The organism is Erwinia sp. JH02, assembly GCF_013074405.1.
Lineage (GTDB): Bacteria > Pseudomonadota > Gammaproteobacteria > Enterobacterales > Enterobacteriaceae > Erwinia > Erwinia rhapontici.
Genome location: NZ_JABANZ010000003.1, coordinates 555,878 through 579,529, shown reverse-complemented (window position 1 = coordinate 579,529; position 23,652 = coordinate 555,878). Strand labels below are relative to the sequence as shown.

At 57.1% G+C, this 23,652-nt stretch carries 18 protein-coding genes; 15 read left to right on the top strand and 3 right to left on the bottom strand.

The window, feature by feature from the left end:
* Positions 1-248: 248 nt before the first annotated feature.
* The 15 genes from HHI26_RS11690 (at position 249) to HHI26_RS11620 (ending at position 20,769) form a co-directional block, all read left to right on the top strand.
* The gene (locus tag HHI26_RS11690) at positions 249-1,496 is read left to right on the top strand and encodes an MdtA/MuxA family multidrug efflux RND transporter periplasmic adaptor subunit (protein ID WP_171149126.1); all 1,248 of its coding nucleotides are present in this window, start codon (positions 249-251) and stop codon (positions 1,494-1,496) included.
* Positions 1,496-4,612, top strand: coding sequence for an MdtB/MuxB family multidrug efflux RND transporter permease subunit (locus tag HHI26_RS11685; protein ID WP_171149125.1), 3,117 nt, complete (start codon positions 1,496-1,498; stop codon positions 4,610-4,612). The genes HHI26_RS11690 and HHI26_RS11685 overlap by 1 nt, the downstream gene beginning before the upstream one ends.
* Complete coding sequence (gene mdtC, locus HHI26_RS11680; RefSeq protein ID WP_171149124.1) at positions 4,609-7,683, top strand: multidrug efflux RND transporter permease subunit MdtC; 3,075 nt, start codon at positions 4,609-4,611, stop codon at positions 7,681-7,683. The genes HHI26_RS11685 and mdtC overlap by 4 nt, the downstream gene beginning before the upstream one ends.
* Positions 7,684-7,687: 4 nt before the next feature.
* The gene (mdtD, locus tag HHI26_RS11675; protein WP_133841513.1) at positions 7,688-9,094 is read left to right on the top strand and encodes a multidrug transporter subunit MdtD; all 1,407 of its coding nucleotides are present in this window, start codon (positions 7,688-7,690) and stop codon (positions 9,092-9,094) included.
* Positions 9,094-10,479 carry a two-component system sensor histidine kinase BaeS gene (gene baeS, locus HHI26_RS11670; RefSeq protein ID WP_133841512.1) on the top strand — a complete coding sequence of 462 codons (1,386 nt, stop codon included), beginning with the start codon at positions 9,094-9,096 and terminating at the stop codon, positions 10,477-10,479. Before mdtD ends, baeS begins: the two co-directional genes overlap by 1 nt.
* 16 nt (positions 10,480-10,495) lie before the next feature.
* Entirely contained in the window at positions 10,496-11,203 is a 708-nt protein-coding gene (gene baeR, locus HHI26_RS11665) for a two-component system response regulator BaeR (protein ID WP_159336325.1), read from the top strand.
* 190 nt (positions 11,204-11,393) lie between these two features.
* Entirely contained in the window at positions 11,394-12,776 is a 1,383-nt protein-coding gene (yegQ, locus tag HHI26_RS11660; protein WP_167863632.1) for a tRNA 5-hydroxyuridine modification protein YegQ, read from the top strand.
* Positions 12,777-13,050: 274 nt separating this feature from the next.
* Positions 13,051-13,950 carry a lipid kinase YegS gene (yegS, locus tag HHI26_RS11655; RefSeq protein ID WP_133841509.1) on the top strand — a complete coding sequence of 300 codons (900 nt, stop codon included), beginning with the start codon at positions 13,051-13,053 and terminating at the stop codon, positions 13,948-13,950.
* A gap of 184 nt (positions 13,951-14,134) precedes the next feature.
* A complete protein-coding gene (locus HHI26_RS11650) occupies positions 14,135-14,590 on the top strand; it encodes a hypothetical protein (protein WP_167863631.1) in 456 nt (151 codons plus the stop codon).
* Positions 14,559-14,732 (top strand): hypothetical protein, encoded by a 174-nt coding sequence (locus tag HHI26_RS11645; RefSeq protein ID WP_159336322.1) that lies wholly within the window; start codon positions 14,559-14,561, stop codon positions 14,730-14,732. Before HHI26_RS11650 ends, HHI26_RS11645 begins: the two co-directional genes overlap by 32 nt.
* Before the next feature lie 156 nt (positions 14,733-14,888).
* On the top strand, positions 14,889-16,103 hold the full coding sequence (gene manD, locus HHI26_RS11640) for a D-mannonate dehydratase ManD (RefSeq protein WP_133841507.1): 1,215 nt from the start codon (positions 14,889-14,891) through the stop codon (positions 16,101-16,103).
* A gap of 10 nt (positions 16,104-16,113) precedes the next feature.
* On the top strand, positions 16,114-17,124 hold the full coding sequence (locus tag HHI26_RS11635; RefSeq protein WP_171149123.1) for a Zn-dependent oxidoreductase: 1,011 nt from the start codon (positions 16,114-16,116) through the stop codon (positions 17,122-17,124).
* Between the two features lie 71 nt (positions 17,125-17,195).
* Positions 17,196-18,479: an MFS transporter gene (locus HHI26_RS11630; RefSeq protein WP_133841505.1), complete on the top strand. Its 1,284-nt coding sequence runs from the start codon at positions 17,196-17,198 to the stop codon at positions 18,477-18,479.
* A gap of 47 nt (positions 18,480-18,526) precedes the next feature.
* Positions 18,527-19,990, top strand: a complete 1,464-nt coding sequence (locus HHI26_RS11625) for a mannitol dehydrogenase family protein (RefSeq protein ID WP_171149122.1) — start codon at positions 18,527-18,529, stop codon at positions 19,988-19,990.
* Between the two features lie 92 nt (positions 19,991-20,082).
* Entirely contained in the window at positions 20,083-20,769 is a 687-nt protein-coding gene (locus HHI26_RS11620; protein WP_133841503.1) for a GntR family transcriptional regulator, read from the top strand.
* Positions 20,770-20,828: 59 nt separating this feature from the next.
* On the opposite strand, the gene fbaB is transcribed toward HHI26_RS11620, so the two are convergent.
* The 3 genes from fbaB to thiM form a co-directional block, all read right to left on the bottom strand.
* Positions 20,829-21,881, bottom strand: coding sequence for a class I fructose-bisphosphate aldolase (gene fbaB / locus HHI26_RS11615; RefSeq protein ID WP_133841502.1), 1,053 nt, complete (start codon positions 21,879-21,881; stop codon positions 20,829-20,831).
* 152 nt (positions 21,882-22,033) lie between these two features.
* Positions 22,034-22,834 carry a bifunctional hydroxymethylpyrimidine kinase/phosphomethylpyrimidine kinase gene (thiD, locus tag HHI26_RS11610; protein ID WP_133841501.1) on the bottom strand — a complete coding sequence of 267 codons (801 nt, stop codon included), beginning with the start codon at positions 22,832-22,834 and terminating at the stop codon, positions 22,034-22,036.
* Complete coding sequence (thiM, locus tag HHI26_RS11605) at positions 22,831-23,622, bottom strand: hydroxyethylthiazole kinase (protein WP_171149121.1); 792 nt, start codon at positions 23,620-23,622, stop codon at positions 22,831-22,833. The genes thiD and thiM overlap by 4 nt, the downstream gene beginning before the upstream one ends.
* Positions 23,623-23,652: the final 30 nt, after the last annotated feature.

Sequence of the window (23,652 nt, the reverse complement as noted above, 5' to 3'; positions counted from 1 at the left end):
CTCCTGATTGGATGTCAATAAAGCAGTCCCTAAGTCTAACAAAGAACCTGGAGCACGCTTGGTTCAATAATGGTAATGAATTTGCGAGAAGTGATTAAAATCATTTCATGCTCACGCGACAGCGTATCGCTAACCCGTTATTCTTAATTCCTTCATTTTTCAGCGGTTGAAGTTCGCTATTCTTTTAAGATTCGGGGCACCTTTTTGTCCCGCCTGGGTATTCACCAGATTTACTGAGAGCAAAAAACATGAAAACACCGCGTCGTTTCCCTGTCATCCCCCTGGTTATCGCTGTTGCGCTGATCGCAGGCGGCGGCTATTGGTGGTACAGCCACAGTAGCGCTTCCCAGGCACAGCCTGCCGAAGGCGCAGAGCAATCCCGTGGCAAAGGTCATCGCGGCGGTGGGCGGAACGGGGGTGCAATGGGTGCGGCGATGGCCCCGGTGCAGGCTGCCGACGCCATACGTCAGAGCGTGCCTCAATACCTTACCGGGCTGGGGACCGTAACGGCGGCAAACACCGTTACGCTGCGCAGCCGCGTCGACGGCGACCTTATCGCCCTCTATTTTAACGAAGGCCAGGAAGTGAAAGCCGGGCAACTGCTGGCGGAGATCGACCCGCGTCCCTATCAGGTGGCGCTGATCCAGGCCGAAGGGCAGCTGGCAAAAAGCAACGCCACGCTGGCCAATGCAAAGCGCGACCTGGCACGCTATGAAAAGCTGGCGAAAACCAGCCTGGTCTCACAGCAGGAGCTGGATACCCAGCGTTCGCTGGTCAGTGAAACCCAGGGCACCATCAAAGCCGATGAAGGCAGCGTGGCCAGCGCCCGGCTCAACCTCACCTACAGCCGCGTGACGTCACCGATCGACGGACGCGTGGGCCTGAAGCAGGTCGATATTGGTAACTATGTCAGCAGCGGCGACACCACTGGCATTGTGGTGATCACGCAAACGCATCCCATCGACCTGATTTTCAGCCTGCCGGAAAATGATATTTCCGCCATCCTCAGTGCGCAAAAACAGGGTGCAGTGCCGGTAGAAGCCTGGGATCGCAGCAATAAAACGCTGCTGACCACCGGGGCGTTGCTGAGCCTGGATAACCAGATCGATACCACTACCGGCACCGTCAAGCTGAAAGCGCGTTTCGAGAATCAGGACGACCGCCTGTTCCCCAATCAGTTTGTTAACGCCCGTCTGAAGGTCAGCACCTTGCAGGATGCGATTGTCATCCCGGCAGCCGCATTGCAAATGGGTAATGAGGGCAGCTTTGTCTGGGTGGTCAACAGCGACAACAAAGTGAGTAAGAAAATCGTCACCATTGAATTCCAGGACAGCGAAAAAGTGGTGATCAAGGCCGGGCTGGAAGCCGGTGAAAAAGTGGTGACAGACGGTATCGATCGTCTGACAGACGGGGCAACGGTGGAAGTGGTCGCCCCGCAGGCCACCCCGCTGACATCCGGTAAAACCGCCCAACCGGCGAAGGGAGCCAGCGACTGATGCAGGTTATGCCCCCAACGCCAGGCGGTGGTCCATCCCGCCAGTTTATTCTGCGCCCGGTCGCCACCACGCTGCTGATGATCGCTATTTTGCTGGCGGGGATTATCGGCTATCGCGCCCTGCCGGTTTCGGCGCTGCCAGAGGTCGACTATCCGACAATTCAGGTGGTCACGCTGTATCCCGGTGCCAGCCCGGACGTGGTGACCTCAGCCATTACCGCACCGCTGGAACGCCAGTTTGGCCAGATGTCCGGTCTGAAACAGATGGCGTCACAAAGTTCCGGCGGGGCTTCGGTTGTCACCCTTCAGTTCCAACTGACGCTGCCGCTGGATGTGGCCGAGCAGGAAGTGCAGGCCGCGGTCAACGCCGCCACCAACCTGCTGCCCTCCGACCTGCCTAACCCGCCGGTTTACAGCAAGGTCAATCCGGCCGATCCCCCGATCATGACCCTTGCCGTCACCACCACCAGCCTGCCAATGACCCAGGTTGCCGACATGGTGGAAACCCGTGTGGCACAGAAGATATCGCAGGTTTCCGGTGTGGGGCTGGTGACGATCGCCGGCGGTCAGCGTCCGGCCGTCCGGGTGAAACTGAACGCCCAGGCGCTGGCGGCGATGAATATCACCAGTGAGACGGTGCGTACCGCCATCAGCAATGCCAACGTCAACTCAGCGAAAGGCAGCCTGGATGGCCCGGAACGCTCGATTACGCTCTCGGCCAACGACCAGATCAAAACCGCCGAAGGCTATCGCCAGCTGATTGTCAGTTTCCAGAATGGGGCGCCGGTGCGGCTCGGGGATGTGGCCACCGTAGAGCAAGGGGCCGAAAATAGCTGGCTCGGGGCATGGGCTAACCGCCAGCCCGCCATTGTGCTGAATATCCAGCGTCAGCCGGGGGCCAATATCATCGCCACCGCCGACAATATTCGTCAAATGCTGCCCGCCCTCACCGCCTCACTGCCCAAGTCCGTAGACGTGAAGCTGCTGACCGACCGAACCACCAATATCCGTGCTTCGGTCCACGACGTACAGTTTGAACTGCTACTGGCGCTGGCGCTGGTGGTGATGATTATTTATCTGTTCCTGCGCAACGTCGCGGCGACCATTATTCCCGCCGTGGCGGTGCCACTGTCCCTGGTGGGCACCTTTGCGGTGATGTATTTCTTCGGTTTTTCGGTCAACAACCTGACGCTGATGGCGCTGACGATCGCCACCGGCTTCGTGGTCGATGATGCCATCGTGGTGATCGAAAACATTTCACGCTATATCGAGAAAGGCGAAAAACCGCTGACGGCTGCGCTGAAAGGGGCAGGTGAAATTGGCTTTACCATTATTTCCCTGACCTTCTCGCTGATTGCGGTGCTGATCCCGCTGCTGTTTATGGGGGATATCGTTGGCCGCCTGTTCCGCGAATTTGCCATTACCCTGGCGGTAGCGATCCTTATCTCGGCCATTGTGTCGCTCACGCTGACGCCGATGATGTGCGCACGCATGTTAAGCGTTGAGTCTTTGCGCAAACAGAACCGTTTTTCGCGTGCCAGTGAAGCCCTGTTCGAACGGATTATTGCCCGCTATGGCCGCCTGTTGCAGAAGGTACTGAAACATCAGTGGCTGACACTCGGTGTCGCCTTCGGCACCATGGCGCTGACCGTGCTGCTGTGGATGGTGATCCCCAAAGGCTTCTTCCCGCTGCAGGATAACGGCATTATTCAGGGAACCCTTCAGGCTCCGCAGTCGGTCTCCTACAGCAATATGGCGCAGCGCCAGCAGGAAGTGGCTTCGGTGATCATGAAGGACCCGGCGGTACAAAGCCTGACGTCCTTCGTGGGGGTGGACGGCACCAACGCCGCACTCAACAGCGGCAGGTTGCAAATCAACCTGAAACCGCTGGATCAACGTGACGATCGTATCCCGGTGGTGATGGCCCGTCTGCAACAGCAGATCGCGAAAATCCCTGGCATTAACCTCTGGCTGCAACCGGTGCAAGACCTGACCATTGATACCCAGGCCAGCCGCACGCAGTATCAGTTTACCCTGCAGGCCGGATCGCTGGACTCACTGAGCCTTTGGGTACCGAAGTTACAGGCCAGGCTGGCCACACTGCCTGAACTCAAAGAGGTGAGCAGTGACTGGCAGGACCAGGGGCTGGAAGCGTATATCCGCGTTGACCGTGACAGCGCCAGTCGCCTGGGGATCTCCCTGGCCGATGTGGATAACGCGCTGTATAACGCCTTTGGTCAGCGACTGATATCGACCATTTATACCCAGGCGAATCAGTACCGCGTGGTGCTGGAGCATGACACGGCAGCCACGCCAGGCCTGGCAGCGCTGCAATCCATTCGCCTGAACAGTACCGATGGCGGCAGCGTGCCACTCAGCGCGATTGCCAGCGTAGAGCAGCGTCATGGTGCGTTGAGCATCAATCACCTCGACCAGTTCCCGTCCACCACCTTCTCGTTTAACGTCAGCGATGGCTATTCGCTGGAGCAGGCGGTGAATGCCATTACCCAGGCGGAAAAAGATCTCTCGATGCCGTCAGAAATCATGACGCAGTTCCAGGGCAGCACCCTCGCCTTCCAGGCCGCGCTCTCCAGTACCGTATGGCTGATTGTGGCGGCGGTTGTCGCAATGTATATCGTGCTTGGCGTGCTGTATGAGAGCCTGATCCACCCGGTAACCATTCTTTCCACACTGCCAACGGCAGGAGTCGGTGCGCTGCTGGCACTGTTGCTGAGCGGTAGCGAGCTGGATGTGATTGCCATCATTGGCATTATTTTGCTGATTGGCATCGTCAAGAAGAACGCCATCATGATGATCGATTTCGCACTGGCGGCAGAACGTGAACAGGGTATGACGCCGTATGAGGCCATTTACCAGGCCTGTCTGCTGCGTTTCCGTCCGATCCTGATGACCACCCTGGCCGCCCTGTTTGGTGCGCTGCCGCTGATGCTGAGTACTGGTGTCGGTGCGGAACTGCGTCGTCCGTTGGGAACCGCGATGGTCGGTGGGCTGATTGTCAGCCAGGTACTGACGCTGTTTACCACGCCGGTGATCTACCTGCTGTTTGATCGTCTGTCGCGCGCGACCCGCCGCCTGGCACGCCGGGAGGCAGAGTGAAATTTTTCGCCCTGTTTATTCATCGTCCGATCGCCACCAGCCTGCTGACCGTGGCGATCTTGCTGGCCGGGATCCTCGGTTTCCGTCTGCTACCGGTCTCCCCGCTGCCACAGGTGGATTTCCCGGTGATCATGGTCAGCGCATCGCTGCCTGGCGCCTCGCCGGAAACCATGGCGTCCTCCGTTGCCACGCCGCTGGAACGCGCGCTGGGCCGGGTGGCCGGCATCACTGAAATGACCTCCACCAGTTCGCTTGGCAGCACGCGGATTATCCTGGTATTTGATTTCGAACGCGATATCAACGGCGCGGCGCGCGATGTACAGGGGGCAATCAACGCCGCGCAGAGCCTGCTGCCGACCGGGATGCCCAGCCGACCGACCTACCGCAAAGCGAACCCGTCTGACGCGCCGATTATGATCATGACGCTCACCTCAGACAGTTGGTCTCCGGGTCAGTTATATGACTACGCCTCGACACAGCTGGCGCAGAAGCTGTCGCAAATCGACGGGGTGGGAGATGTCACCATCGGCGGCAGTTCACTGCCTGCGGTGCGTGTTGCACTCAATCCACAAGCTCTGTTCCATCAGGGCGTGTCGCTCGACGCGGTACGCACGGCCATTGCCAGCGCCAACGTGCGTAAACCTCAGGGTGCCGTTGAAGATCATCACCAACGCTGGTGGCTGAAAACCAACGATGAATTGCAAACCGCCGCCGAATACCAGCCGTTAGTGGTGCATTACAACAATGGGGCGGCGGTACGTTTGCAGGACGTTGCCACGGTGACTGACTCGGTCGAGGATGTGCGCAACGCCGGGATGTCAAACGCCCGCCCGGCGATCCTGGTGCTAATCCGTAAAGCGCCGGAAGCCAATATCATTGATACCGTCGATCGGATCCGGGGAAAAATCCCTGAGCTGAGCCAGATTATTCCCGCCTCGATTCAGCTGGAAGTGGCGCAGGACCGTTCTCCGACCATTCGTGCTTCACTGCACGAGGTGGAACAGTCGCTGGCGATCTCTGTCGGCCTGGTGATCCTGGTGGTGTTTGCCTTCCTGCGCTCCGGCCGCGCCACGCTGATCCCGGCAGTGGCCGTACCGGTGTCGCTGATCGGCACCTTTGCCGCGATGTATCTCTGTGGCTTCAGTCTGAACAACCTGTCGCTAATGGCGCTGACGGTGGCGACCGGTTTTGTCGTCGACGATGCCATTGTGGTGCTGGAGAATATCTCACGCCATGTTGAGGCTGGCATGAAGCCGCTGCAGGCATCATTGCAGGGGGTACGCGAGGTCGGATTCACCGTGGTGTCGATGAGTATCTCGTTGGTGGCGGTGTTTATTCCGCTGCTGATGCTCGGCGGCATTATTGGTCGCTTTTTCAGAGAGTTTGCCGTCACACTCTCGGTGGCCATCGCCATCTCCCTCGTGATATCCATTACCCTGACGCCAATGATGTGTGCCTGGCTGCTACGTAATAAACCCCAACATGAGCAGCCGCGCATTCGCGGTTTTGGCCGCGTGCTGCTGGCGGTACAACAGGGCTATGGCAGCACCCTGCACCGGGTGATGGACCATGCGCGCTGGACGCTGCTGGTGTTTCTCGCCACCATCGGGCTGACCCTCTATCTGTACGTTTCCATCCCGAAAACCTTTATGCCGGAGCAGGACACCGGGCGGCTGATGGGCTTTATTCAGGCCGACCAGAGCATCTCGTTCCAGTCGATGCGCGGCAAGCTGGAAGACTTTATGCGTATCGTCCACGCCGATCCGGCCGTCGAAAGTGTGGTGGGCTTTACCGGAGGTTCTCGCACCAATAGCGGCTCGATGTTTATCTCACTAAAGCCGCTCAGTGAGCGCAGCGAAAACGCCCAACAGGTGATCGCCCGACTGCGCGGCAAGCTGGCAAAAGAACCGGGCGCCAACCTGTTTCTGATGGCGGTGCAGGATATTCGCGTCGGCGGGCGCGAGTCCAACGCCGGATATCAGTACACGCTGCTCTCAGACAGCCTGGATGATTTACGTGAGTGGGAGCCTAAAATCCGCCGCGCCTTTGCTGCCCTGCCCGAGCTGGCCGATGTGAACTCCGATCAGGAAGACAAAGGCGCTGAGATGGCACTGACTTACGATCGCGCCAGCATGGCCCGGCTCGGCATTGATGTCGCCGATGTCAATAACCTGCTCAATAACGCCTTTGGTCAGCGGCAGATCTCCACCATTTATCAACCGCTGAATCAGTACAAAGTGGTGATGGAGGTCGATCCGCGCTACACCCAGGATATCAGCGCCCTTAACCAGATGTATGTGATTAACAGCGAGGGGAAATCCATCCCGCTCTCCTGGTTTGCAAAATGGCAGCCGGCGAACTCACCGCTGTCGGTGAATCATCAGGGATTGTCTGCCGCCTCCACTGTCTCGTTTAACCTGCCCGAAGGAGTATCGCTGTCGCAGGCCTCAGAGGCCATTGACCGCAGCGTCACCTCGCTGGGCGTGCCATCCAGCGTGCGCGGCAGTTTTTCCGGCACGGCGGCGGTGTTTGAGCAAACCCAAAGCAGCCAGCTGTGGCTGATTGTGGCGGCGATTGCCACCGTGTATATCGTGCTGGGGATCCTGTATGAGAGCTACGTTCATCCCCTGACTATCCTCTCCACTCTGCCATCCGCGGGGGTCGGCGCCCTGCTGGCACTGGAGCTGTTTAGTGCTCCGTTCAGCCTGATCGCGCTGATCGGCATCCTGTTGCTGATCGGCATCGTGAAGAAAAACGCCATTATGATGGTCGACTTCGCGCTGGACGCCCAGCGCAACGGCGGAATGACGGCGCGTGACGCAATATTCCAGGCCAGCCTGCTGCGCTTCCGCCCGATTATGATGACCACCCTGGCCGCGCTGTTTGGTGCGCTGCCGCTGGTGCTGACCAGCGGTGACGGTGCCGAGCTGCGCCAGCCGCTGGGGATCACCATCGTCGGCGGGCTGGTGATGAGCCAGCTACTGACGTTGTACACAACGCCGGTGGTCTATCTGTATATGGACAAACTGCGGCGTAAACCGCGCTTTGATGCCGTCACCGGGGAAAGCTGATGCCATGAACGCACCTCCTGCCTCCGTACGCTGGCAATTGTGGATAGTGGCCTTCGGCTTCTTTATGCAGACGCTGGATACCACCATCGTCAATACGGCGCTGCCCTCGATGGCGGCCAGCCTGCATCAAAGCCCGCTGAATATGCATTCGGTGATTGTCTCCTACGTGCTGACGGTGGCGGTGATGCTGCCGATCAGCGGCTGGCTGGCAGACCGCTTCGGGGTGCGAAATGTGTTCTTCAGCGCCATTGTGCTGTTCAGTGCGGGCTCGCTCTGCTGTGCGCTCTCCACCACGCTGGACCAGCTGATTCTCTCACGCGTGTTACAGGGCATCGGAGGGGCAATGATGGTACCGGTGGGCCGCTTAACGGTGATGAAGCTGGTGCCGCGTGCCGACTATATGGCCGCAATGACCTTCGTCACCCTGCCGGGACAAATTGGCCCGCTGCTCGGCCCGGCGTTGGGCGGTGTGCTGGTGGAGTACGCCAGCTGGCACTGGATTTTCCTGATCAACATCCCGGTGGGGATTATCGGGGCGATTGCCACGCTGACATTGATGTCAAACTTTACCCTGCAAACCCGACGCTTCGATTTTACCGGCTATCTGCTGCTGGCAGCCGGTATGGCCACGCTCACGCTGGCGCTGGACGGCCAGCGCGGCTCCGGTCTCTCCCCCCTGCTGCTGTGTCTGCTGATCCTCTGCGGCGTCTTCAGCCTGCTGTTTTATCTGCTGCATGCCCGTCACAACGATGGCGCACTGTTCAGCCTGAAACTGTTCGACAATCGCATCTATTCTATTGGCCTGATTGGCAGCCTGACCGGACGTATCGGCAGTGGCATGCTGCCGTTTATGACGCCCATTTTTCTGCAAATCGGCATGGGTTACAGCCCGCTGCACGCGGGATTAATGATGATCCCGATGGTGCTGGGCAATATGGGAATGAAGCGCATTGTGGTGCAGATCGTTAACCGCTTTGGCTACCGCCATGTGTTGATGGGGTCGACACTGGCACTGGCGCTGGTGGTGCTCTTGTTCCCTGCCGTGGCGCTGATGGGCTGGCATGCCCTGCTGCCCGTGGTGCTGTTTTTACAAGGGATGGTCAACGCCATTCGCTTCTCTGCCATGAATACACTGACGCTGAAAGAGCTGCCTGACGAGCTTGCCAGCAGCGGTAACAGCCTGCTGTCGATGGTGATGCAGCTGTCGATGAGTATCGGCGTGACCGTGGCCGGGCTGCTGTTGGGCACCTTCGGCCACGAGGCCGCGAGCGGCAGCCCGCAAATCGCAGAGACGTTTATCTATACCTGGCTGTGTATGGCACTGATCATTGCCCTGCCGGTCTTTGTTTTCTGGCGTGTCCCCAAAGAGACGTCCCCTAATACGCTTCCGGCGCGCAGGAGAAAGCCTTAATGCTGGCAAAATTACGTATCGGCATCACTGCCAAGCTTTTCGCGGCGATCTTCTCCACCTGCATGCTGGTGTTGATCACCATGCACTGGGGCGTTCGTCTGAGCTTCGAACACGGTTTTATCGATTATATCAAACGTGGCAATGAGCAGCGGCTCACGCTGCTCAGCGATGCGCTGGCAGACCAGTATGAGCAGCATGGAAACTGGGATTTCCTGCGTAATAACAACAAGCTGGTGTTCAATATTCTGCGCTCGCTGGAGCAGAACCCGGATGCCAACAATCAGCTTCCGCCTCACGGCTGGCGTACACAGTTCTGGATTATCGACCAGCAGTATCATGTGATGATTGGCCCACGCGCACCGGTACCGCAGGAAGGCTCCCGCCGCAGTATTACCACCAGCAATGGCAAAGTGGTCGGCTGGGTGATTGGCTCCCCCTCTGAACGCCTGACGCGCAGCGCCGACATTAATTTCGATCGGCAGCAGAATCGTACCAGCTGGATGATCGTCGGCCTGACGATGCTGCTGGCCGCAGCCGTTACCTGGCTGCTGTCACGCGGGCTGCTGGCGCCGGTAAAACGTCTGGTGGAAGGCACCCATCACCTCGCGACAGGGAATTTTACCAGCCGGGTGCAGGCCTCCAGCCGCGATGAGCTGGGCAGGCTGGCGCAGGACTTTAACCGCCTCGCCAACACGCTGGAAAAAAACGAAAAAATGCGCCGGGCGTTTATGGCCGATATCTCCCACGAGCTGCGCACGCCGCTGGCGATCCTGCGCGGTGAACTGGAAGCGATTCAGGACGGGGTGCGGAAACTGACCCCGGAATCGATTGTGTCCTTACAGGGCGAAGTCGCCACGCTGACCAAGCTGGTGGACGATGTTCATCAGTTATCACTGTCGGATGAAGGGGCACTGGCCTATCGCAAAAGCCAGACCGACCTCGTCCCGCTGCTCGAACTGGTCTCCGGCAATTTCCGCCATCGTTTTGAACAGCATCCGCTGAACCTGACGCTGACGTTACCCGACCAGGCACCTCAGTTTGGTGACCCGGACCGTCTGATGCAACTGTTCACCAACCTGATGGAAAACAGCCTGCGCTATACCGATCCCGGCGGCAGCCTGCATATCACGCTGCAACAACGTGCCAATGCCAATGTGCTGCACTTCGATGACAGCGCCCCCGGTATCAGCGATGAACAGCGGACGCAGATTTTTGAGCGTTTCTTCCGTGCTGAAGGTTCACGTAACCGGGCCAGCGGGGGCTCAGGATTGGGGCTGGCTATCTGCCATAATATTGTCGAAGCGCATGACGGCACCATTGTTGCGGAGCACTCCGATGCCGGTGGCGTGCGAATTACGGTACACTTGCCGTATAAGACTCACTGACCATGGCGACCATACTATGACGCTCGACACGCCCGCTCCGCTGATTTTAATCGTTGAAGACGAACCCAAACTCGGCCAACTGATGATCGATTACCTGCAGGCCGCTAACTTTCGTACTCATCATCTGCTGCGCGGTGATGAAGTGCTGGGATGGGTAAAACAGCATTCACCGGACCTGGTACTGCTGGATCTGATGCTGCCGGGGCTGGACGGTTTATCGGTGTGCCGCGAACTGCGCGGTTTCTCCGACCTGCCCGTGGTGATGGTGACGGCAAAGATTGAAGAGATTGACCGCCTGCTCGGTCTGGAAATTGGCGCCGATGACTACATCTGTAAGCCTTTCAGCCCGCGTGAAGTGGTGGCGCGTGTCAAAACCATTCTTAAACGCTGTCAGCGCACCCCGGAAGAAGCCCGTCAGGTGTCGCTGCTGAAGGTGGATGAAAACCGTTTCCAGGCAAGCTGGGACGATAAACCCCTCGATCTGACGCCCGCGGAGTTCCGTCTGTTGAAAACCCTGGCTCAGGAGCCGGGCAAAGTGTTCTCACGCGAGCAGTTGCTGAATCATCTCTATGACGACTATCGCGTGGTCACTGACCGTACTATCGACAGCCATATTAAGAACCTGCGCCGCAAACTGGAATTGCTGGATGCCGACCAGCCATTTATCCGTGCAGTCTATGGCATGGGATATCGCTGGGAAGCAGATATCTGTCGTTTGATGTAGATCAATTTCCCCAAACAATCACCGCCTTACAATCCCCGCCGGGCAAAACACCGGGCGAGGCATGCCGCGCCCCTACGTTGATCTCCGGGTTTGACCGTCTCGCTCCTCCCCAGGGGCCAGGCATGCCTGACCCGCGCCGCACCTAAATATCATCATCGCAATATCTGACCTGACATCAGACTGAGACATTATGAAAAAACCGGAACTGCTTTCTCCGGCCGGGACACTGAAAAATATGCGTTACGCTTTTGCGTATGGCGCAGATGCCGTGTATGCCGGTCAGCCTCGTTACAGCCTGCGCGTGCGCAATAACGAATTCAACCATGAGAATCTGGCCACGGGCATTAATGAAGCCCATGCGCTTGGCAAAAAATTCTACGTGGTGGTGAATATTGCCCCGCATAACGCCAAGCTGAAAACCTTTATTCGTGACCTGAAACCGGTGATTGATATGCAGCCAGATGCGCTGATCATGTCCGATCCCGGGCTGATCATGCTGGTGCGCGAAGCGTTTCCACAGATGGATATTCATCTGTCAGTGCAGGCGAACGCCGTCAACTGGGCGACGGTGAAATTCTGGCAACAGATGGGGCTGACAAGGGTGATTCTGTCACGCGAGCTGTCTCTGGAAGAGATCGGTGAGATTCGTCAGCAGGTGCCAGAGATGGAGCTGGAAATTTTCGTCCACGGCGCACTCTGCATGGCCTACTCCGGCCGCTGCCTGCTTTCCGGCTACATCAACAAACGCGACCCGAATCAGGGCACCTGCACCAATGCCTGCCGCTGGGAATATAACGTCCAGGAAGGCAAAGAGGATGCGATTGGCAATATCGTGCATCGCCAGGCGCCGATTACCGTACAGAATGTCGAGCCCACGCTGGGCGCCGGGCAGCCAACGGATAAAGTGTTTATGATCGAAGAGGCCATGCGCCCGGGTGAGTATATGACCGCCTTCGAAGATGAACACGGCACCTACATTATGAATTCGAAAGATCTGCGCGCCGTGGCGCACGTTGAGCGTCTGACGCAGATGGGCATCCACTCGCTGAAAATCGAAGGACGCACCAAATCCTTTTATTACTGCGCACGCACCGCTCAGGTATATCGGCGCGCTATTGACGATGCTGCCGCCGGGAAGCCCTTTGACCCTGCCCTGCTGGAAACCCTGGAAGGGCTGGCACATCGCGGTTATACCGAAGGCTTCCTGCGCCGCCATACGCATGACAGCTATCAGAGCTATGATGCTGGCTACTCGGTCTCAGACCGTCAGCAGTTTGTCGGTGAATTTACAGGTGAGCGCCGTGGCGCCCTGGCGCAAGTGGATGTGAAGAACAAATTTAGCGTGGGCGACAGTCTGGAACTGATGTCCCCGGCGGGAAATATCAACTTCACCCTGACGCAGATGGAAAATGGAAAAGCACAGCCGATTGATGTGGCACCGGGCAACGGCCATCTGGTGTGGCTGCCGCTGCCGGAGGAAATGGATCTTCAGTATGCCCTGCTGATGCGTAATCTCGCAGGCACCACCACCCGCAATCCTCATGCGGTGGAAACTGCGAAAGAAGTTACATGATGTTACTGATCTTAGAATGCGATCACATTACCGCATGGCAATCATCGTTATGATGCTCCCGCTCCTAACGAACAAATCCAAATAGCATGTTATCTGGACCCTGGTGTCCAGAACCACCTTATTCGGCCCACACGGCTCCCCCGTGCGGGCCATTTCTTTTTTCAGCCCCCGCGTTTTTTTCAGAAAACTCCGCGCTTTTTCGACCTGAGGTAACCCTCTGTGGCAGGGTATGCTATATGTTGATGCAAACCGCAAATGCCTTCAGGGATTAAAAATGGAAAAACATTCACTTACGCTGGCAATCTTAAATGGTAAAAGCGCAGGCAATGAAGCGCTGCGTGAGGCCATAGCGACACTGCGCAATGAGGGATTCCCGCTGGAAGTGCGGGTGACCTGGGAGCACGGTGACGGCGAGCGCTACGTGCGCGAAGCGGTAGCATTGCAGGCTGAAACCGTCATTGCCGCTGGCGGCGATGGCACCATTAACGAAGTGGCGACTGCGCTCGCCGGATTATCGCCTGAGCGCCGTCCGGTGCTGGGCCTGGTGCCGCTGGGCACCGCCAATGACTTTGCCACCAGCGCAGGTATCCCGCTGGAGATGGAAAACGCACTGCGCCTGGCGATTCTCGGGAAAGCCACGGCCATTGACCTCGCGCGGGTGAATGATGATCACTACTTCATCAATATGGCCACTGGCGGGTTCGGAACGCGGATTACCACCGAAACCCCGGAAAAACTGAAATCTGCCCTGGGGGGCGTGTCCTACTTTATTCATGGGCTGATGCGCATGGATACCCTGAAAGCCGACAGTTGTACGCTGGAAGGCCCGGATTTTCACTGGCAGGGCGATGCGCTGGTGATTGGTATTGGGAATGGTCGTCAGGCGGGTGGCGGTCAGCGTCTGTGCCCAACGGCGCTGATTAACGATGGCAAACTGGAGTTGAGTATCGCCACCTCGCAGGAGCTGTTGCCCACGCTGGTGCATAAGTTAACCAGTAACGAAGAAAATCCTAATCTGATCACCGCCTCACTGCCATGGCTGACCATTCGTGCGCCGAATGAGATGACCTTTAATCTCGATGGCGAACCCCTGAGCGGGACAGAATTTCGCATTGAGGTGATGCCGGATGCACTGGAATGCCGCCTGCCACCCTCCTGTGAATTACTGATGTAATATTCTCTGCGCAATGTTCTGCTCACCCTGTCGTTATTAACGTCAGGGTGAATTTTTGCGGCGCAGCTCCAGAATAATGAATAAGCAGACCTGATTAGAGGAAACCATTAAACGTTATCGTTATTATCCCCTGTAATAACAGATGTCTTTATTTTTGTTGCGGATAAATAAGGAGATGACGGAAATGGAATTCAGGCCATTCTATCTTTACACCAACAGAGTTACCTACTTTAATGATTTTACATCAAAAGATGTAGAATATGAGTTGGTTATTCAGCAGATTACTCAACAAAGTGATTCAGGTATCCACTTACAAGCAGGCTTTACCTTGAGCCACAATGGCGCTTATGAAGTTTCTTTTGATACTCGTGATAATCGCGTAAAAAACTCAACATGCTTTCATCCTCCGCGTGGAAATATTTCGTCTATACATGTTATCCGCCATGTCGAAAGAGCACTTATTGAACACTATATTCAGTACCATGCTGGTATGTATCTCTTTCTTGCTGTTAATGACAAGCTATGCAAAATATATCAGCGTATCGTCAAAAAGCATTTTGTATCAGGAAATACACTTGAGTCAGGTTTTCAACCCAACAGGAGGGGATATGTCATACGAACGCCGCGATGCTATCTATGAACAAGAACAGCAAATCGCTCTACAAAAAGCAGTGGATAAACTGGGTCAGAGAATGCGCGAAGTCGGAGAGGCGGTAGATGCGATAAAAGCTGTTGAGAGAAAACAGGCCACCACTCAGGCTGAATCGTCGCCTGTGCGTTAATACCACACTCACTAAAAGCGCCCCTGGGCGCTTTTTCCCCCCTCCTGCTCCACCGACGAAATGTGATCCCTCTCGCGAATCCCACACGCATAACTTGTATGGTAGTACGTTATAAGCGTATTTTTTCACCATTGTTGACGTACAAGGCGGTTCAGAATGAAAATTGTTAACGCAGAAGTGTTTGTCACCTGCCCGGGCAGAAACTTTGTCACCGTAAAAATCACCACCGACCAGGGACTGACCGGTATTGGTGATGCCACGCTGAACGGCCGCGAGCTGCCGGTGGCGTCTTACCTGAAAGATCACGTTTGCCCGCAGCTGATTGGCCGCGATGCCCATCAGATCGAAGATATCTGGCAGTTCTTCTACAAGGGTGCCTACTGGCGTCGTGGCCCGGTTACCATGTCGGCCATCTCCGCCGTAGACCAGGCGCTATGGGACATTAAAGGCAAAGCGGCCAATATGCCGGTCTATCAACTGCTGGGTGGCGCTTCGCGCACGGGCGTGATGGTCTACTGTCACACCACCGGGCACAGCATTGACGAAGTGATGGACGACTATGCGAAGCATAAAGAGCTGGGCTTCAAAGCCATTCGCGCTCAGTGCGGCGTACCGGGAATGAAAACCACCTACGGAATGGCTAAAGGCAAAGGTGAAGCTTACGAACCCGCGACCAAAGGCGCACGCCCGGAAGAGCAGCTGTGGTCAACCGAGAAGTACCTCGATTTCACCCCGAAACTGTTTGAGGCCATTCGCGATAAATTCGGCTTTGATGAGCACCTGCTGCACGACATGCACCACCGCCTGACCCCTATCGAAGCGGCCCGCTTCGGCAAAAGCATCGAAGACTATCGCCTGTTCTGGATGGAAGACCCAACACCGGCTGAAAATCAGGAAAGCTTCCGCCTGATCCGTCAGCACACCGTAACGCCGATTGCCGTGGGCGAAGTGTTCAACAGTATCTGGGACTGCAAACAGCTGATCGAAGAGCAGCTTATCGATTATATCCGCACCACCATCACCCACGCAGGTGGCATTACCGGTATGCGCCGCATCGCAGATTTCGCCTCGCTGTATCAGGTACGAACCGGATCGCACGGGCCGTCCGATCTGTCACCGATTTGCATGGCGGCAGCGCTGCACTTTGACCTGTGGGTGCCGAACTTCGGCGTGCAGGAATACATGGGCTACTCCGAGCAAATGCTGGAAGTCTTCCCGAACAGCTGGCGCTTCGATAACGGTTATATGCATCCGGGCGATAAACCAGGACTGGGTATTGAGTTCGACGAAAAACTGGCCGCGAAATACCCCTATGAACCCGCCTATCTGCCTGTGGCCCGCCTGGAAGACGGCACCTTGTGGAACTGGTAAGGAGCACAACATGAAAAGCGTGGTGATTGAACGTCCGGGCGAGTTGCAGTTGCAGGATCGTCCCCTGCCGGAACCGGCTGCCGGTGAAGTACGGGTTAAAGTGAAGTACGCCAGTATCTGTGGGTCGGATGTGCATATCTGGCACGGCCACAACCCGTTCGCTCGCTATCCGCGTGTGATCGGTCATGAGTTTTTCGGTCTGATTGATGCCACTGGCAGCGGTGTGGACAGTGCGCGCGTCGGTGAGCGCGTGGCGGTCGATCCGGTTGTCAGCTGTGGCCACTGCTATCCCTGCTCAATCGGTCGACCGAATGTCTGTAGCGAATTGCAGGTCATCGGCGTGCATCGCGATGGCGGTTTCAGTGAGTATGCGATTGCGCCAGCGGCGAATGCTTATGTGCTGCCGGAGGCGATACCGGACACGCTGGCCAGCCTGGTCGAGCCGTTTACCATTGCGGCCAATATCAGCGCGTTCCTCAAGCCGGTTCCCGATGATGTGGCACTGATTTACGGCGCCGGGCCAATGGGGCTGACCGCGATTCAGGTGCTGAAACGCGTCTACAAGGTCAAGACGGTGATTGTTGCTGACCGTCTGGAAGAGCGCCTGACGATGGCACGGGAAAATGGTGCGGACCAGGCACTGAACAACAGCACCACGCCGCTGGCAGAACAGCTTAACGGCGTACAGCCCACGCTGATTATTGATGCGGCCTGCCATCCGACAATTCTGTCCGAAGCCGCCGCACTGGCCTCTCCGGCCGGGCGCATTGGCCTGCTGGGCTTCTCTGGCGACCCCTGCACCCTGACGCAGCAAAGCCTGACCAGCAAAGAGCTGTCGTTGTTTACATCACGGCTGAACAGTCACCGCTTCCCCCAGGTTATCGCGTGGATGGAGCAGGGGCTGATTCAGCCAGAAAAACTGGTGACCCATACCTTGCCCCTGAGCCAGATTGAACAGGCCATGACACTGTTCGAGAAGGACCCGCGCAGCTGCTGCAAGGTGATCATCAGCATGCATTAACCCTAAAGCCGGGGTGACGCCCGGCCATCACCTCTACCCTACAATGACAAATAGAACGCGGAGTTATTACCATGTTTAAGAACCTGCGCTGGACCATCGTATTACTGCTGTTCCTTGTTTACATGATTAACTACCTTGACCGGGTGGCGCTGTCCCTGACCGTGCCAATGATTGAAAAAGATCTGATGCTGAATGCGGAAGAGTTTGGCCTGATTTTCGGCAGCTTCTTCTTCGGCTATGCCATCTTCAACTTTGTCGGTGGCCTCGCGACCGATAAGTTCGGCCCGACGATCACCCTCGGCGTTGCCGTCGGGATGTGGTCACTGTTCTGCGGCTTTACCGCCCTGGCCACCGGTTTCTGGTCAATGTTAATCCTGCGCGTGCTGTTCGGCATGGCAGAGGGGCCGATCTGTGCCTCGGCGAATAAAGCGATTAACGGCTGGTTCCCGAAAAAACAGGCCGCCACGGCGATGGGCTTGCTAAGCGCCGGTTCGCCCCTTGGCGGCGCAGTCGCCGGGCCGATCATCGGCTACCTGGCCCTTGCCTTCGGCTGGCGTCCGGCCTTCGCCATTATCTGCTCGATTGGCATCATCTGGATGGTCGTGTGGTTCTTTATTGCCGCTGACAATCCACTGAAAAGCAAATTAATCAGCGAACGTGAACGTGCACTGATTGCGCAGATGAAAGACGAGCAGCTCAGTCCTGAAGAGGAACTGTCACAGTCACAGCACGGCTTAGGCTACTATCTGCGTCAGCCGATTATTCTGGTCACGGCATTCGCTTTCTTCTGCTACAACTACATCTTGTTCTTTTTCCTCAGCTGGTTCCCGGCCTATCTGGTCCAGGCGCACGGGCTGGATATTAAAGCGATGAGCATTACCACCATGATCCCATGGATCGTCGGCTTCGTCGGTCTGGCGCTCGGGGGGATTATTTCGGACAAAATTTTCAAAGTGACCGGCAAGCTGCTGCTTTCACGCAAAATCGTGCTGGTGGTCTCGTTAATGGCTGCTGCAATTTGTGTCGGCTTTGCAGGTACGGTAAAAGAAGTCACATCGGCCGTCGGTCTGATGTCTGTCTCTATCTTCTTCCTCTACATCACCGGGGCAATTTACTGGGCGATTATTCAGGATGTGGTGCATAAAAGCCGCGTCGGCAGTATCAGCGGATTTATTCACCTGATCGGCAGCCTTTCCGGGATTGTCGGGCCGATTGTCACCGGCTATATCGTGCAGCACACCGGTAAGTTCGACAGCGCCTTTGTGCTGGCGGGCGTGGTGGCCGCGCTGGGCGCGTTCCTGGTGCTGTTTGTGATTAAACCACCGAAGAAACTGGATACTCCGGTGTCCATTTGATTAGCGCGGGTGGGCTTGCACCACCCGTTTATCTGTAAGGATGCGTTATGTTGTCTCTTGATACCCTCCCGCCCGATGTAGAACGCCCCCAGTACGACCGTCACGCGCTACGGACCCGCATGGTCCATATTGGCTTTGGTGCTTTCCATCGTGCTCACCAGGCCGTCTGTAGCGATCGGCTCGCCGCTGAACAGTGCAGCGACTGGGGATATTGCGAAATCAATCTTAACAGCGGCGAACTGATTACCGCCCTGCGCCAGCAGCAACTCTGCTACACCGTGGCCGAAATGGCCGATGACCAGCTCAATCTGCGCGTAGTAGGCGTGGTGACTGCCGCCCTGCACGGCCAGTCCGACGGTATTGAGGCGGTGCTGGACGCGCTGAGCCAGCCCGACGTCGCGATTGTCTCCATGACGGTCACGGAAAAAGGCTACTGCCACTATCCCGCCAGTGGTGAATTAAATCTTGACCATCCGGCGATCCGTCATGATCTCGAACATCCCGATGTGCCACAGTCGCTGCCGGGCATTATTCTCGCGGCCATTCGTCGACGCCGTGAGCGAGGGCTGGCACCTTTCAGCGTGATGTCCTGCGATAATATGCCGGAAAACGGCCATGTCACCCGCAACGCAATCACCGCGCTGGCACGCCAGCAGGCGCCGGAACTGGCCGACTGGATCGCAAAAACGCTGACCTTCCCTTCCACCATGGTAGACCGTATTGTTCCGGCGATGACCGATGAAACCCACCGCGCCTTGCGTGAAAAACTGGGCTGTGAGGATCCGGTGGCGGTGGCCTGTGAGCCGTTCTTCCAGTGGGTTATCGAAGATAACTTTGTCAGCGGCCGCCCGGCGTGGGAACTGGCCGGAGCGGAACTGGTGGCTGACGTGCTGCCCTTTGAAGAGATGAAGCTGCGTATGCTGAATGGCAGCCACTCGTTCCTTGCCTACCTGGGTAACCTCGCCGGGTATCAGCACATCAGCGACTGTATGACAGATGTTCATTTCAAACAGGCGGCGCGCCAGCTGATGCTCGAACAGCAGGCTCCGACGCTACGCACAACGGACGTTGATCTGACGGCCTACGCCGACTCGCTGATTGCGCGTTACAGCAACCGTGCTATCAGGCACCGCACCGCGCAGATCGCCAATGATGGCAGCCAGAAACTGCCCCAGCGCTGGCTGGACAGCATCCGCTGGCACCTCGCGCATGACAGCAATTTCGATTTACTGGCACTTGGCGTGGCAGGATGGATCCGCTATGTCAGCGGTTACGATGAGCAGGGTCAGCCGATGGTGATCAACGATCCCCTTAGTGCCGAGCTGGCAAAAAGGGTCGCGGAAAGTGCCGAAGGAGAACCCCGCGTGGCCGCCTTGCTGGGTCTGAAACATGTCTTTGGTGAGGATTTGTCCGGTAACCCGCAGTTTGTCCACCAGGTTAACCATTTTTACCGTCTGCTGTTGAGCCAGGGAGCGAAACAAACGGTGCATCAACTGGTTGCCCGCGTTTAACTCTGGCGCTGATGCGCCTGCCTGATTAGACTGAAGGCTTTCACGCCATAGGCGGGCAGGCTGTTGACCCGCCGCTAAAGGGACGTTGCCGAATGTCGACAGTTTATACCATCACCGCCAGTGAGCCGGTCAACCAGCAGATTTATCGATTCCTGCGTCAGGATATCGTCACCTGTGCGATCCATCCCGGCTCACTGCTGTCGGAAAAAGAGGTGTCCACGCGCTTTAACGTATCGCGTCAGCCGGTTCGTGAAGCCTTTATCAAACTGGCAGAAGCGGGCCTGGTGCAGGTCCTTCCGCAGCGCGGCACCTTCGTGCGTAAAATCTCCGCACAGCGCGTTGCCGATGGTCGCTTTATACGTGAAGCTGTTGAAGTTGCAGTGGTACGCCGTGCAGCTGCAGAAGCCACACCTGTCGGGCTGGCGGCGCTGGAGCATAATCTGCAATTACAAAAGCTGGCCGCCGATCGCCACGACAGCCAATCGTTTCTCTTGCTGGACGATGAGTTTCACCGATTGATCGCGCAAAGTATTGCCTGTGAACTGGCGTGGGAGACGGTGGAAAATATTAAAGCCACCATGGACCGCGTGCGTTTTCTGACGTTAAGTAAAGTGTCACCGCCAGAGAGCCTGATCGAGCAGCACCACCAGATTTACCTGGCCTTGTGTGCGAAAGATGCCGATGCCGCTGAACAGGCGCTGCGCCGCCATTTGCAGGAGATGATTTTCTCTATTACCCCGATTGCCGAGCAGAACAGCGAGTGGTTTGAGCCATTCTGAAACCGGCGGGACAAGGCACGGTTGATACAGGGTCAGGCATGCCTGACCCCTACGATAAATCAGGCGATGGTGACGTTTTTCGCGAGGTAGACATCCTGCACTGAATTAATCAGCGCCACGCCGTCCTTCATCGATTTCTTAAAGGCCTTGCGCCCTAAAATCAGCCCCATGCCGCCTGCACGTTTATTGATCACCGCCGTACGTACGGATTCAGCAATATCCGTATCCCCTGCTGCCGCACCGCCGGAGTTGATCATCCCGGCGCGCCCCATATAGCAGTTCGCCAGTTGATAACGTACCAGGTCGATAGGGTTATCTGTAGTCAGTGTGCTGTAGACGCGCTCATCGGTATGGCCGAATTTCACTGCTTTATAACCGCCGTTATTCTCCGCCATTTTCTGTTTCACAATATCCGCACCAATGGTGGCCGCCAGATGGTTTGCCTGGCCTGTCAAATCAGCGCTGGCATGGTAATCCACCCCGTCTTTTTTGAAATCATTATTGCGCAGATACGCCCACAGTACGGTGACCATCCCCAGTTCATGGGCGCGTTCAAAGGCTGCAGAGATCTCTTCAATCTGACGCCGTGACTGCTCTGAACCGAAATAGATGGTGGCCCCGACGGCGACAGCACCGAGGTTAAACGCCTGCTCAACGCTGGCATACAGCGTCTGGTCATACTGGGTGGGATAGCTCAGCGTCTCGTTATGGTTGAGCTTAACCATAAACGGGATGCGGTGTGCGTAACGCCGTGAGACAGAAGCCAGTACGCCATACGTGGAAGCCACACAGTTACAGCCCGCTTCAATCGCCAGCTCCACAATATTTTTCGGATCGAAGTAGAGCGGGTTCGCAGCAAAAGAGGCGCCCGCCGAATGCTCGACGCCCTGGTCTACGGGGAGGATAGAGAGGTAACCTGTCCCGGCTAAACGTCCGGTGTTGTACAGTGTTTGCATATTGCGTAAAACTGCCGGGGGACGATTGTTATCGACCATCACCCGATCCACATAATCCGCCCCTGGAAGATAGAGGTTGTCCGCTGGAATAGTCATGCAGCGATGTTGCAAAAGAGAATCCGCTTCTTTGCCCAATAACTGTACGATGTCCGTCATGATAACTCCTGTTAAAATGTGTGAGGGCCATTTTGATGGCCCGCGGGTCAGTTTTCCTGACCCCAACAGGGTGGACCCAAAACTGTTATTAAGGCAAATTGCTGACTCCATTTTTCAGAACGATCCGCACAAAAAAACGCGGACCATCGTGGTCACCACCACTGATGAAAATGATGCACCGGGCCATGCCCGTGGCCGACCTCCAGCGAGTCTGCCTGCTCAAGCGCCCCCTGCAACCAGTATTTAGCCGCTTGTACGGTGGCAACCCAATCATCGTGTCGCGGACGGAGTGCCGCCAGCGCCGCCGACAGCGAACAGCCCGTACCGTGCGTATTGCGCGTCATAATGCGAGGCGCGGTAAACCGCTGTTCAAGTTGGTGGGTAAACAGCCAGTCCGGGCTTTCCGATTCGCTAAGATGGCCGCCCTTCATCAGTACCGCCTGACAGCCCAGCGCCAGCAGCGCCCTGCCCTGTTCACGCATCTCGGCCTCATCGCGTGCCGGATCGCAGGCCAGCAGCGCGGCGGCTTCTGGCAGATTGGGCGTAATCAGGGAGACCTGCGGTAACAGACGCTCGCGTAAGGTGGCAACCGCCTCAGCAGAGAGCAGCGGATCGCCGCTTTTTGCCAGCATCACCGTATCCAGTACCACCCAGGGCACCGGGGTCTCTTTCAGCCGTTCGGCAACCACCTCAACGATGGCGCTTTCTGCCAGCATGCCAATCTTTATCGTGTCGATACGCACATCAGACAGGACGGAATCCAGTTGCGCAGCCACGAACGATGGGTCAATGCGATACACCGACTGCACGCCCGTGGTGTTCTGCGCCACCAGCGCGGTGATCACGCTGGTGCCATAGGCGCCCAGCGCGGAAAAGGCTTTCAGATCGGCCTGGATCCCGGCGCCACCGCTCGGGTCAGTTCCGGCAATGGTCATGGCGTTAATCCGTTTCATACCAGTGCCTCCGGGTTCAGTTGATACAGTGCATCAAGGAACGCGGGGATGAAGCTGCCCGGCCCCTGCGCCGCTGCCGCTGCACGCTCTCCCGCCAGCGCCACCACACGGCAGGCGCTGGCGACATGCACCAGACGATCGCCGGGCAGCGCGGCAAATCCGGCGACCACGGCGGACAACGCACAGCCAGTGCCGACCACGCGCGTCATCAGCGGGGAACCGCCGCTGACGCTGAGGGTGCGCACGCCATCGGTGACAAAATCCACTTCCCCGGTAACCGCCACCACCGCCCCCGTTTCCGTCGCCAGCGCAACGGCTGCCTGTAATGCCGCCGTTGACGCATGCTGAGTGTCTACGCCCCGTCCGCTGACCGCCTGTTTTGCCAGTGCCATAATTTCCGAAGCATTGCCGCGGATCGCAGCGGGCTTGAGTAACAGGAGTTGGTGACAGAAAGTGGTACGGAAATCCAGCGCCCCTACCGCCACCGGATCTAATGTCCAGTGTCGTCCGGCAGCGCTGGCCGCATGGATCGCAGCCCGCATCGCTTCACTGCGGGAATGGGTCAGCGTACCAACGTTTACCAGCAGGGCATCAGCAATGGCGCTGAACTGCGCGGCTTCGTCCTGATCGATCACCATCGCCGGGGAAGCCCTCAGCGCCAGCAGCACGTTGGCGGTAAAGGTTTGCACCACATCATTGGTCATACAGTGAATCAGGGGAGATTGCTGTTGAAACAGCGTCAGGGAATGGGCCACATCGGCGTGGCTCAGGCGTTCAGGTTGGATCATATATGCTCCCAACCGGCGATCAAGAAGGCG